Source organism: Streptomyces sp. NPDC006193 (assembly GCF_040613915.1).
GTDB lineage: Bacteria > Actinomycetota > Actinomycetes > Streptomycetales > Streptomycetaceae > Streptomyces.
The window spans coordinates 139,978-152,441 of record NZ_JBEXTB010000005.1; the positions used below are offsets into that span (position 1 = coordinate 139,978).

Annotated in this window: 11 protein-coding genes; 4 read left to right on the forward strand and 7 right to left on the reverse strand. The window is 72.8% G+C overall.

Features of this window, described 5'->3' with window-relative positions:
• Window positions 1-146: 146 nt before the first annotated feature.
• The 7 genes from ABZ261_RS07725 to ABZ261_RS07755 form a co-directional block, all read right to left on the reverse strand.
• The gene (locus ABZ261_RS07725; protein WP_356856395.1) at window positions 147-1,193 is read right to left on the reverse strand and encodes a LacI family DNA-binding transcriptional regulator; all 1,047 of its coding nucleotides are present in this window, start codon (window positions 1,191-1,193) and stop codon (window positions 147-149) included.
• 375 nt (window positions 1,194-1,568) lie between these two features.
• Window positions 1,569-1,961 (reverse strand): D-ribose pyranase, encoded by a 393-nt coding sequence (gene rbsD / locus ABZ261_RS07730; protein WP_356856397.1) that lies wholly within the window; start codon window positions 1,959-1,961, stop codon window positions 1,569-1,571.
• Window positions 1,958-2,860, reverse strand: a complete 903-nt coding sequence (locus ABZ261_RS07735) for a ribokinase (protein WP_356856399.1) — start codon at window positions 2,858-2,860, stop codon at window positions 1,958-1,960. Before ABZ261_RS07735 ends, rbsD begins: the two co-directional genes overlap by 4 nt.
• An 84-nt stretch (window positions 2,861-2,944) precedes the next feature.
• Window positions 2,945-4,894, reverse strand: coding sequence for a substrate-binding domain-containing protein (locus tag ABZ261_RS07740; protein ID WP_356856401.1), 1,950 nt, complete (start codon window positions 4,892-4,894; stop codon window positions 2,945-2,947).
• Window positions 4,884-6,404, reverse strand: a complete 1,521-nt coding sequence (locus tag ABZ261_RS07745) for a sugar ABC transporter ATP-binding protein (protein WP_356856403.1) — start codon at window positions 6,402-6,404, stop codon at window positions 4,884-4,886. The genes ABZ261_RS07740 and ABZ261_RS07745 overlap by 11 nt, the downstream gene beginning before the upstream one ends.
• Window positions 6,401-7,456, reverse strand: a complete 1,056-nt coding sequence (locus ABZ261_RS07750) for a LacI family DNA-binding transcriptional regulator (protein ID WP_356856405.1) — start codon at window positions 7,454-7,456, stop codon at window positions 6,401-6,403. The genes ABZ261_RS07745 and ABZ261_RS07750 overlap by 4 nt, the downstream gene beginning before the upstream one ends.
• Window positions 7,457-7,685: 229 nt before the next feature.
• A complete protein-coding gene (locus ABZ261_RS07755; protein ID WP_356856407.1) occupies window positions 7,686-8,096 on the reverse strand; it encodes an ATP-binding protein in 411 nt (136 codons plus the stop codon).
• A gap of 209 nt (window positions 8,097-8,305) precedes the next feature.
• Here ABZ261_RS07755 and ABZ261_RS07760 point away from each other — a divergent pair, with 209 nt between their 5' ends.
• The 4 genes from ABZ261_RS07760 to ABZ261_RS07775 all read left to right on the forward strand — a co-directional run bounded on the left by ABZ261_RS07760 (window position 8,306) and on the right by ABZ261_RS07775 (window position 12,347).
• Complete coding sequence (locus ABZ261_RS07760) at window positions 8,306-9,157, forward strand: helix-turn-helix transcriptional regulator (RefSeq protein ID WP_356856409.1); 852 nt, start codon at window positions 8,306-8,308, stop codon at window positions 9,155-9,157.
• Window positions 9,158-9,165: 8 nt separating this feature from the next.
• Complete coding sequence (locus ABZ261_RS07765; protein WP_356856691.1) at window positions 9,166-9,429, forward strand: DUF397 domain-containing protein; 264 nt, start codon at window positions 9,166-9,168, stop codon at window positions 9,427-9,429.
• Between the two features lie 47 nt (window positions 9,430-9,476).
• Complete coding sequence (locus tag ABZ261_RS07770; RefSeq protein ID WP_356856411.1) at window positions 9,477-9,857, forward strand: VOC family protein; 381 nt, start codon at window positions 9,477-9,479, stop codon at window positions 9,855-9,857.
• Window positions 9,858-10,064: 207 nt separating this feature from the next.
• Window positions 10,065-12,347, forward strand: coding sequence for an ATP-dependent RecD-like DNA helicase (locus tag ABZ261_RS07775; RefSeq protein ID WP_356856413.1), 2,283 nt, complete (start codon window positions 10,065-10,067; stop codon window positions 12,345-12,347).
• The last annotated feature ends 117 nt before the right edge of the window (window positions 12,348-12,464 follow it).

Genomic DNA, 12,464 nt, shown 5'->3' on the forward strand with positions numbered 1-12,464 from the left:
CGCCCCGGCCGCCCGTGCCACCCGTCCTGGTCCCCGGCCCCCGCCGCCCCCCGGCCATCTGGGCGACCAGCACTCCATCACCGGCACCACCACCGCGCCCCGCGGGCACCACGCGCCGGTCGCGATCCGCGACCCGCGTCCGCCGGTCAGCCGCGCGGCGTTCCGGTCGAGCCCCGCACCATCAGCTCGCCCCGCACGGAGGCGATCCCGCCGGGCGGCGGCTCTTCACGGCCCATGGCGATGCGGCCCGCCCGCGCGCCCGCCTCCGACAGCGGCAGCCGGACCGTCGTCAGGGCAGGCACCGCGTCCGCGCTGAACGGCAGGTCGTCGAAGCCCGCCACGGAGACGTCCTCGGGGATGCGCAGGCCGGACTCGCGCAGGGCGGCGCAGGCGCCGAGGGCGACGGAGTCGTTCGCGGCGACGATCGCCGTCAGGGAGGGGTCGCGGCGCAGCAGCTCCAGGGTCGCCTCGTAGCCGGACCGGCGGTCGTAGCGGCCGTGCACCGTCCAGGCGGGGTCCTCCTCGACGCCCGCCGCCGAGAGCGCCGCGCGGTGTCCCTCCAGGCGGTGCCGGGTGGTCGTGCGCTCCTCGGGGCCGGCGATGTAGCCGAGCCGGCGGTGGCCCAGGCCGACGAGGTGGCCGGTCAGGGCGCGGGCGCCGCCCCGGTTGTCGAAGGTCAGCGCGATGGCGTCGGTGTCCGGCACCGGCGGCCGCCCGCACAGCACCACCCGGGTCCCGGCGTCCGCGAACTTCCGCAGCTTCGCCGCGACCGCCGCCGCGTGCGGCGCGTCCTCCACGGCCCCGCCGGTCAGCACGACCGCCGCGGCCCGCTGCCGCTGCAGCAGGGTCAGATAGGTCAGTTCCCGCTCCGGGGAGCCGCCGGTGTTGCACACGACCGCCAGGCGCTCGCCGCCGGCGCGCCCGCCCGGTCCGCCTATCTCCGCCTGGATCGCGCCGGCCATGATGCCGAAGAAGGGGTCGGCGATGTCGTTGACGAGGATGCCGACCAGGTCGGAGCTGGCCGCGGCGAGCGCGCTGGCGGGGCCGTTGAGGACGTAGTCCAGCTCGTCCACGGCCCGCAGCACCCGCTCGCGCGTGGAGGCGGCGACCGGGTAGTTCCCGTTCAGCACGCGCGACACCGTCGCGGGGGAGACCTGCGCGCGGGCCGCCACGTCCGCCAGGGTCACCGTCATCTCGTCGTCCTCCGGTCGCGCGTCTCGTCGTACGCCCTCGTAGACCCCCGGGCGGGGGTCCTGGTTCCGAGCAGACCCTAAGGCCACGCGCACCGGTTGTTCGCCCCCTCGAACAACGAGGCGGGGAGACGGCGTCGCCCCCACCCCACGCGGAGGCCGGCTTCCCCTGTGCGCACACGTCACCCGAGGTCCGTCGGAGCGCACGGAAAAAAATCTGGACGCCGTGCAACCGTCCGGCCCCGAAGCGTGTCGTACATGGCATCAGGACGACCGACGGGGGACCCGGGGGGGTCACGGGAGTCCTGACGGGGAGGGAAAAGCCGAGGGGCTTGCCCGGTCCACGGACCGGGCAAGCCCCTCGAGAACGTCAGGCCCTCAGAAGAACACCCCGCACCGCAGCAGCACGTTCGCGTACGGCCGTGCCTCCCCGGTGCGGACCACCAGCCGCGCCCGCGCCGACAGCTCCTTCAGCCGCTCGTGCGGGACGAGGGTGAGCCCGCCGGGGAAGCGGGACTCCAGCAGCACCGTCGCCGCCGGATTGGCCGCCCGTACCTCGCGGGCCGCCGTGGCGCCCTCCACCACCAGCTCGGCCAGCAGGCCGTCCAGGACCTCCGCGAAGGACGGGACGCCGGCGCGGAAGGCGAGGTCCACCAGCCGCGGCCCGTCCGGGACGGGCATGCCCGCGTCGCACACCAGCACCCCGTCGCCGTGCCCCAGCTCGGCCAGGGCCCCGGACAGACGGCGGTTGAGGATGCCCGCCTTCTTCACAGCGCCTCGACCTCCGCCGCCGTGGGGTACGACTCCTGCGCGCCCCGCCGGGTCACGGCCGCCGCGCCGACCCGGGCCGCGTAGGCCGCCGCCTCGGCCAGGGCGGCGCCCGCGCCCAGCCGCCAGGCCAGGGCGGCGGCGAAGGCGTCGCCCGCACCGGTCGTGTCCACCGCCTCCACCGCCACCGACGGCACCCGCGTCACCCCGGAGCCGTCGCACACCAGTGCGCCCTCCGCGCCCAGCGTCACCACCACCGAGCGCGGGCCCTCGGCCAGCAGCAGCCGCGCCCAGTCGGCGGGATCCCCGCTCGCCCGGGCGCCCCCGAGCAGCACCCGCGCCTCGTGCTCGTTGACGATCAGCGGATCGCAGGCGGCCAGCACCTCCGGCGGCAGCGGGCGCGGCGGAGAGGGGTTCAGGACGAAGCGGCTGCCGGGCGCCAGGTTCCGGACGACCTCCACGACCGTCTCCAGCGGGATCTCCAGCTGCGCCGACACCACCCGTGACCTGTGGAGGAGGCCGGTGGCCGCCCGGACGTCCGCGGGCAGCAGCCGGGAGTTGGCGCCCGGTGACACCACGATGCTGTTGTCGCCGGAGGGGTCCACGGTGATGAGCGCGACGCCCGTCGGCGCGCCGCCCACCAGCACGCCCGCCGTGTCCACCCCGGCCGCGCGCAGGGAGTCGAGCAGCAGCCGGCCGTGGCCGTCGTCGCCGACCCGCGCCAGCAGGGCCGTGCCGGCCCCGAGCCGGGCCGCGGCGACCGCCTGGTTGGCGCCCTTGCCGCCGGGGTGGACGGCCAGGTCGCCGCCGAGCACCGTCTCGCCGGCGGCCGGCCGCCGCTCGACGTCGATCACCAGGTCGGCGTTGGCCGAACCCACGACCAGGAGGTCGTAGTCGTACATCTGTTGGCTCCCTGAGAGATGACCACGGGCGGACGGCCGCCCCGGCGCCTCGCCCGGGTACGGCCGTCCGCCGCCGTCCTTGTGTCAGCCGCTGAAGCCGGCCACGTTGTCCTTCGTGACCACCTTCACCGGCACCTTCACCGTCGGCTCCACCTTCTCGCCCCGGACCGCCTTCAGCGCGTTGTCCACGGCGATCCGGCCCAGCTGGGTCGGCTGCTGGGCCACCGACGCGTACAGCGTGCCGTTCTTCACCGCGGCCAGTCCGTCCGGGGTGCCGTCGAAGCCGACCACCTGCACGGACGTGCCGGCCTTGGCGCCGAGGGCCTTGATCGCGCCGAGGGCCATCTCGTCGTTGGCGGCGATGACGCCCTGCACGCCGGGGTGGGCCTGCAGCAGGTTCGACATCACGTCGAGACCCTTGGCGCGGTCGAAGTCGGCGGGCTGCTCGGCCAGCACCCGGATGCCGGGGTAGGCCTTGAGGCCCCGGGCGAAGCCGGCCGCCCGCTCCCGGGCGGCCGAGGTGCCCGCCTGCCCCTGCAGGACGACGATCTTCCCCTTGCCGCCCAGCTTCTCCGCGAGGGTCTTCGCGGCCAGCTCACCGCCCGCGACGTTGTCGGAGGCCACCAGCGTGTCCACGGACGCCTTGCCGACACCCCGGTCGACGGCGACGACCGGGATCCCCGCCCGGTCGGCGGCCTTGACGGAGTTGCCCGCCGCGTCCGAGTCCACCGGGTTGACGATGATCGCCCCCCGCCGCGAACTGGTGAAGTTCTGCAGCTGGTTGGCCTGCTGGGAGGCGTCGTTCTGGGCGTCCGTGACGGTCAGGTCCACGCCCAGCCTCTTGGCCTCGGCCTGGGCGCCGGCCCGGATCTGCACGAAGAAGGGGTTGTTGAGGGTCGACAGGGACAGGCCCATCGCCGGCTTCGCCGAGGAGGGGGAACCGCCGTGCAGGAAGGAGGTCGCGCCGACGACCGCCGCGGTGACCACGGCCGCGAGCGCGTACGTCACCGCCTGCCTCCCCTTCGGCCCGCCCGTCCCGGCGGCGGCCGGAGTCGCCCCGACCCTGCGCCGCACGGTGTCCAGCAGCACCGCCAGCGCGATCACGACGCCGATCACGACCTGCTGCCAGAACGCCGACACCGACAGCAGGTTGAGGCCGTTGCGCAGCACCGCCAGGATCAGCGCGCCGATCAGCGTGCCGGACGCCTTGCCGGTGCCGCCCGCCAGCGAGGCGCCGCCGATGACGACCGCGGCGATCGCGTCCAGCTCGTAGCCGTCGGCGGCCTGCGGCTGCGCGGAGGACAGCCGCGCGGCCAGCACGACGCCCGCCGTCGCGGCGAACACCCCGGACAGGGCGTAGATCACGAGCTTCTGCCGCTTCACCCTGAGGCCCGACAGCCGTGCGGCCTCCTCGTTGCCGCCGATCGCGTACATGGACCGCCCGATGTACGTCCGCCCCAGCACCAGCGCGGCGATCAGCCCCATCGCCGCCATGACCAGCACCGGAACCGGCAGCCAGCCGCCGAGGGTGTCGCCGAGGCGCGAGACGGAACCGGGGAGGGCGATGGGGGAGCCCTGCGAGATCACCAGGGCCAGACCGCGGCCCACCGACAGCATGGCCAGCGTCGCGATGAACGGCGGCAGCTTGCCGTAGGCGATGAGGAAACCGTTCACCAGGCCGGCGGCGACGCCGGTGGCGACGGCGAGGACGACCGCCAGGACGACCGGCGTCCCGTGCTGCGTCGCGCTCCAGGCGAGGACGGTCGCCGACAGCGCGGCCACCGAGCCGACGGACAGGTCGATGCCCGCGGAGACGATCACGAACGTCACGCCGAACGCGAGGATCGCCGTCACGGCCGCCTGGACGCCGATGTTCAGCAGGTTGTCCGTCGTCAGGAAGTCGCCGGACAGCGCCGACAGGGCGACGACGAGGACGATCAGCGCGGTGAGCGCGCCGTTGTCGAGCAGGAGCCGGCGCAGGCCGCCCGGGGCGCCGCTCGCGCCCGTCGTGCTCGTGAGCGTGTCAGTGGCCACGGGTGGCCTCCTTCTCGGTGGTCGGGGTGGAGACGGCGAGCGCCATGACGGCGTCCTGGGTGGCCTCGTCGGCCGCGAGTTCACCGGCGATCCGGCCCTGGGCCATCACCAGCACCCGGTCGCTCATGCCGAGCACCTCGGGCAGATCGCTGGAGATCATCAGGACGGCGGCCCCGGCAGCCGTCAGCTCATTGATCAGCTGGTAGATCTCGACCTTCGCGCCGACGTCGACACCGCGCGTGGGCTCGTCCAGGATCAGCACCTTCGTGTCGGCCAGCAGCCACTTGCCGATGACGACCTTCTGCTGGTTGCCGCCCGACAGGGTCCGCACCCGCTGCCCGAGCCCCGCCATGCGCACGCCCAGCCGGCCGGCCATCCGCTCGGCCGCGGCACGCTGCGCCCTGCGGTCCACCAGCCCCGCCCGGGTCGCGGACCGCAGGGTCACCAGCCCGAGGTTCTCCTCCACGGAGGCGTCCAGCACCAGCCCCTGGCCCTTGCGGTCCTCCGGCACGAGCCCGATCCCGGCCGCCAGGGCGGCGTTCACGTCGTGCCGCCTGAGCTTGGTCCCGGAGACCCGCACGACCCCGTGGTCGTACGGATCCGCGCCGAACACGGCCCGCACGACCTCCGTCCGCCCGGCCCCCACGAGCCCCGCGACGCCGACGACCTCGCCGGCGCGCACCTCGAAGCTCACGTCGTGGAAGACCCCGTCACGGGTGAGGCCCTCGACGGACAGCAGCGCAGCGCCCCGCTCGGGCCGCCGGCGCGGGTACTGCTGCTCGATGGACCGCCCCACCATCAGCCGTACGAGCTCCTCCTCGGGCGTGGAGGCGGGCACCTGCCCGACGCTCCTGCCGTCCCGGATGACGGTGACCCGGTCCCCGAGCGCGGCGATCTCCTCCAGGTGGTGGGTGATGAACACGATGCCGACGCCGTCCGCCCGCAGCGACCGCACGAGGGCGAAGAGCTTCTCCACCTCCTCCGAGGTGAGCACCGCGGTCGGCTCGTCCATGACGAGCACGCGCGCGTCGAGGCTGAGCGCCTTGGCGATCTCGACCATCTGCAGCCGCGCGATCCCCAGTTCCCGCACGCGCGCGCGTGGCGAGACAGGGACCCCGACCCGCTCCAGCAGCGTTTCGGCCTCGGCCTCCATCCGCTTCCGGTCGATCATCCCGAAGCGGCGCGGTTGCCGCCCCAGGAAGATGTTCTCGGCGACGGTCAGATCGGGCACCAGGTTGAACTCCTGGTAGATGGTGGCGATCCCGAGCCGCTCGGAGTCCTGCGCTCCGTGGATGCGCACCTCCTCACCGCCTACGAGAATCCGGCCGGCGTCGGGGGTGTAGGCCCCGGAGAGCATCTTGATCAGCGTGCTCTTGCCGGCGCCGTTCTCACCGAGCAGCACATGGACCTCGCCCCGGCGCAGGTCGAAGTCGACGCCGTCGAGCGCGACCACGCCGGGGAAGGTCTTGCGTATGCCCTCGATGCGCAGCAACTCGTCCGGGTTGCTCACGACGTGCTCCTCTGCACTGGGGGGAGGGACTGCGGGGGGTGGGGTGAGAGCGGCAGGCCGGGCGGCTCACCGCACGAGCGGCGTACGACCAGCCGGGCGGGCAGGGTGACGGAGCGCGGGTCGCGCCCCTCGATCAGGTCGACCAGCGCGCGTACGGCGGCCCGCCCCAGCTCGCCGGTCGGCTGGGCGATCGCGGTGACCGGCGGATCGGTGTGCACGAACCACCGGATGTCGTCGAACGCGGCCAGCGCGACGTCGTCCGGCACGCGCAGCCCCCGCGCGCGCACGGCGTCCAGCGCCCCGAGCGCCATCAGGTTGTCGGCAGCGAAGATCGCCTCCGGCGGCTCCGGCAGGTCCAAGAACCCCTCGGTGACCCGCCGTCCGCTCTCGGCCTGGAAGTCGCCCTGGCCCGTGTACGCGTCCGGGAGCGCGAGCCCGTGCTCGGCCAGCGCGGCCCTGAACGCCTCGACGCGCTCGCTGCCGGTGGTGGTGGCCGCGGGGCCGGCGATGATCGCGAGCCGCCGGTGCCCGAGGCCGTACAGGTGCGCCACGAGATCCCGTACGGCCGCCCGCCCGTCCGCCCGGACGACGGGCACGTCCACCCCGGGGATCCACCGGTCGACGAACACCATCGGCGTCCCGGCACGCGCGGCCTCCAGCATCAGCGGGGACCCGCCGTCGGTGGGGGAGACGAGAAGCCCGTCGATGCGCCGGTCCAGCAGGTTCCGCACGTGATGGTCCTGGAGGTCGGGCCGCTCGTCGGCGTTGCCGATGATCACGCTGTAGCCGAGCGCGCGGGCCTCTTCCTCGACCGACCGTGCCAGCTCGGTGAAGTAGGGATTCAGCACGTCGCTGATGACCAGGCCGAGGGTGTGGGTCTGGTCGGTGCGCAGGGAACGGGCGACGGCGTTCGGGCGGTAGCCCAGCGCCTCGACCGCCGCCAGCACCCGCCCGCGCGCACCGGCGCTGACCGAAGGGTGCCCGTTCAGGACGCGCGACACCGTGGCGACGGAGACTCCCGCCGCGGTGGCCACGTCCTTGATGCCGGCCATCGCTCGCCCACCTCCTCGTGGATCGGCCTGAAATCGTTTACACGACTTCCGTGAGGAGGATTGGAATCGATTACACGAGGGTGAGGCAAGGGGCCGGAGTGGCCGAAACCCAATCGTGACGGACGGCCTGTGGTGACGCCGCCTGCGGGGCGGGGCGCGTCGGCGGGCCTAGGGGCGAGCGCACGCCCGGGGCCGGGGGCGTGCGCTCGCCTCGAGCCCGGTCAACGAGCTAGGCCGCCGCCAGTTCGCACCACACGTATTTGCCCCGGTCCCCGAACCGGGCCGAGGGCTGCCAGCCCCAGTGCCGGGCGCAGGCCGTCACCAGCCCCAGCCCCCGGCCCTCCTCCAGCTCGCTCGCCTGGTCCAGGGGCGTCGGCGGCGGGGGCGGCGCGGGGTCGGTGTCCCACGCGCCGATCCACACCACCCCCTGCGCCGACCGGCGCACCCGCAGCGCGGCCGGCCCCTTGGTGTGCCGTACGGCGTTGGAGACCAGCTCCGCCGCGAGCAGTTCCGCGGTGTCCACCAGGCCGATCAGCCCGTGCACCGTCAGGATCAGACGCAGGGTGCGGCGGCAGACCGTCACGGCTCTCAGATCGTTGGGGATGTAGAGGGTGTAGTCGAAGGGTTCGGTTTCGGGCATGCGCCAGCAACTCCGTTCGGCATGAGGGGGAAAGGGTTCTCGGGCGCGGTGGCAGTGCCGCGGCCGTCATGGCAGGACGACGCGGTGCGCTTCCGCAGCGTGTGCGGTACGTCGCTGACAGTAGGGATAAACCTTTAAGTTCCGCAAGCGAGTCGCGTACTCTGACGCCCGAACGGTGCGGTCCACCGGCGTGTTGAGGAGATCCGGCGATGGCATTGAGGTCCGAACCGACGGCACGCCAGCGTCGCTTGGCGACCGAGTTGCGCAGACTCAGGGAGGCGGCAGGGCTCACTGCCCGGGAGGCCGCGGGACTGCTCGGAGTGAGCCCTCCTCAAATCAGCCAGATCGAGACCGGCTTGGCGGGGGTCAGCGAGAACCGGCTGCGCCGCATGGCCGCGAACTACTCATGCACGGATGCGGAACTGGTCGCCGCCTTGGTGGACATGGCGACCGACCGCACGCGAGGCTGGTGGGAGGAGTACCGGGAATCGCTGCCCACGCCCTTTCTCGACCTCGCCGAACTGGAATACCACTCCAGGTACCGATGCGACGTGGAGTTCCTCTTCATTCCCGGACTGCTGCAGACCGACAGCTACGCACGTGCCGCGTTCTCCTCCAGGATCCCGGCACTGCCGGCGGACGAGCTGGACTTGCGCGTCAGCCACCGGATGCAGCGCAAGGTCATCTTCGACCGGCCCGCTCCCCTTCCGTACGAGGCGGTCATTCACGAGGCGGCACTGCGCATCAGAGTGGGGGACCGTGCCGTCTCGCGTGCCCAGCTCGCGCGTGTCCTGGAACTCTCCGAAGCCGATCACATCACCGTGCGCGTCATCCCGTTCGACATGGACGGATTCGGCGGGGCGTGGAGCCCCATGATGCTGGCAGGCGGCGCGGTTCCGAAGCTGGACACAGCCGCTCGTGACGCGCCCGACGGGACCGGCTTCATCGACAGTGAAGCTCAACTCAACGTCATGCGAACACTCTTCCGTAAAGTTGAAGCCGCGGCCCTCGGCCCCGACCGATCGCGTGACTTCATCCGAAGACTGGCGAAGGAGCTGTGAGCACCCTCGTGATAACCCCCGACAGCTGGCGTAAGTCGTCCTATTCAGGCGGCGGCGACGGCAACAACTGCGTGGAGATCGCACGTTCCGCCACCCACGCCGCCGTCCGCGACTCCAAGGCCCGCACGCGGGCCACGCTCACCTTCGCCGCCCCGGCCTTCACCCCTTTCCTGGAAGCCCTGAAGAAGGGTCCGGCCGGCCCGGAAATCATGTCGCCCGCGCTCGTCCCGTCCGGTACGGTCGCCGGGTTGTCGTCCGCCGGGAGCCCATGAGGGTTCGCGTGGCCTCCCCGGCGATCCCCGGCTGAGAGCAGGTTGTCATGGCGTGTCGGATCAGTGAGCTGGTGCTCGGTTGCCACGACCCTGAGGCGCTGGCGCGGTTCTGGTGCGAGGTCCTGGACTTCGTCGTGCTCGGGCGCGAGGACGGCGAGTGGGTGGAGATCGGGCCGCGGGAAGGCTTCGGCGGTCCGCAGCCGACGATCGTGCTCAGCCGCAGGGACGAGCCGGAGAAGGGGAAGTCCCGGCTGCACATCGACGTCAACGCCACCGACCGCGATCAGGACGCGGAACTCGAACGCCTGCTGAAGCTCGGTGCGCGCCCGGCCGACATCGGCCAGACGGGGGAGGAGGAGTGGCACGTGCTCGCCGACCCCGAAGGCAATGAGTTCTGCCTGCTCAAGGCCCGCCTCGCTCCCCTGTGACGCCTGCCGCGCGGGCGGCGGTGGGAGGACCGTCGCCGCCACCGCCTCCTCGACGGCCCGAGCCGAGGCGGGCCACGGTGCGGGCGCCGGCCACACCGGCCGCCCGCTGAGCGGCTTCTTCCGGACCGCTGACCGGCACCCGGCGGACCTTTGCGGATACGGACCGTGACGGTGCCGGTTGTCAGACCCCGCCGGTACCTTCGGATCATGTCCAACCAGGCGGGGAACCCCACGGACGGCGAGCGGCGCCTCGCCGTGCTCGAAGGCGTGCTGGAGCGGATCACCTACGCCAACGAGGAGAACGGCTACACCGTCGCCCGGGTCGACACCGGCAGGGGCGGCGCCGAGCTGCTCACGGTCGTCGGCGCGCTGCTCGGCGCCCAGGTGGGGGAGTCCCTGCGCATGGAGGGGCGCTGGGGCTCGCACCCGCAGTACGGCAGGCAGTTCCACGTGGAGAACTACACGACCGTCCTGCCGGCCACCGTCCAGGGCATCCGGCGCTATCTGGGGTCCGGGCTGGTCAAGGGGATCGGGCCCGTGTTCGCCGACCGGATCACGCAGCACTTCGGGCTGGACACCCTGCGGATCATCGAGGAGGAGCCCAAGCGGCTGATCGAGGTTCCGGGCCTCGGGCCCAAGCGGACCAAGAAGATCGCCGAGGCGTGGGAGGAGCAGAAGGCGATCAAGGAGGTCATGCTGTTCCTCCAGACCGTCGAGGTGTCCACCTCCATCGCCGTGCGGATCTACAAGAAGTACGGGGACGCGTCGATCTCCGTCGTCAAGGAGCAGCCGTACCGGCTCGCCGCCGACGTCTGGGGCATCGGGTTCCTCACCGCCGACAAGATCGCACGGTCCGTCGGCATCCCGCACGACAGCCCCGAGCGCGTGAAGGCCGGCCTGCAGTACGCCCTGTCGCAGTCCGCCGACCAGGGGCACTGCTTCCTGCCGGAGGAGCGGCTGATCGCCGACACCGTCAAGCTCCTCCAGGTGGACACCGGGCTCGTCATCGAGTGCCTCGCCGAGCTGGCCCGGACCCCGGAGGACGGGACCGATCCCGGGGTGGTGCGCGAGCGGGTGCCCGGCCCGGACGGCGGGGACGGGGAGCCCGTCACGGCCGTCTACCTCGTCCCCTTCCACCGCGCCGAGCTGTCCCTCGCCGGCCAGTTGCTGCGGCTGCTGCGCACCGGGGAGGACCGGATGCCCGGCTTCCGGGACGTCGACTGGGACAAGGCGCTCGGGTGGCTGAAGGCCCGCACCGGCGCCGAACTGGCGCCCGAGCAGGAGGCCGCCGTCCGGCTGGCGCTGACCGAGAAGGTGGCCGTGCTGACCGGCGGGCCCGGCTGCGGCAAGTCGTTCACCGTCCGCTCGATCGTGGAGCTGGCGCGGGCCAAGCGCGCCAAGGTGCTGCTGGCCGCCCCGACCGGCCGCGCCGCCAAGCGGCTGGCCGAGCTGACCGGCGCCGAGGCGTCCACCGTGCACCGGCTGCTGGAGCTGCGGCCCGGCGGTGACGCGGCCTACGACCGGGACCGCCCTCTGGACGCCGACCTCGTGGTCGTGGACGAGGCGTCCATGCTGGACCTGCTGCTCGCCAACAAGCTGGTGAAGGCCGTGCCGCCGGGCGCGCACCTGCTGTTCGTGGGGGACGTGGACCAGCTGCCCAGCGTCGGGGCGGGGGAGGTGCTGCGGGACCTGCTCGCCGAGGGCAGCCCCCTTCCCGCGGTCCGGCTCACCCGTGTCTTCCGGCAGGCCCAGCAGTCGGGCGTGGTCACCAACGCGCACCGGATCAACGCGGGGCAGCACCCGCTCACCGACGGGCTGAAGGACTTCTTCCTCTTCGTCGAGGACGACACCGAGGCCGCCGGCCGGCTCACCGTGGACGTCGCCGCCCGCCGGATCCCGGCCAGGTTCGGTCTGGACCCGCGCCGGGACGTGCAGGTGCTCGCGCCGATGCACCGGGGACCGGCCGGGGCCGGTGCGCTCAACGGCCTGCTGCAGCAGGCCATCACGCCGGGGCGGCCCGATCTGCCGGAGAAGCGCTTCGGCGGCCGGGTCTTCCGCGTCGGCGACAAGGTCACCCAGATTCGCAACAATTACGAGAAGGGCGAGAACGGTGTCTTCAACGGCACCGTCGGCGTCGTCACCTCGCTCGACCCGGTCGAGCAGCGTCTGACGGTGCTGACGGACGAGGACGAGGAGGTTCCGTACGAGTTCGACGAACTGGACGAACTGGCGCACGCGTACGCGGTGACCATCCACCGCTCGCAGGGCAGCGAGTACCCGGCCGTGGTGATCCCCGTCACCACCGGAGCGTGGATGATGCTCCAGCGCAACCTCCTCTACACGGCGGTCACCCGGGCCCGGCGGCTGGTGGTCCTCGTCGGTTCGCGCAAGGCCATCGGCCAGGCGGTGCGCACGGTGTCCGCGGGACGCCGCTGCACCGCTCTCCACCACAGGCTCGTCGGCACAAATGATCGATCAAATGAGTCATGAAGGTCACAGACCACTTCCGGAAGCATCCGGGAGGGGGCAGGATGAGCAGGTTGACGGCACTGAGTGCCGCCGATGAGCCCAATGGCGACCCCGAGTGCACTCTCCTGAGCCAAATGG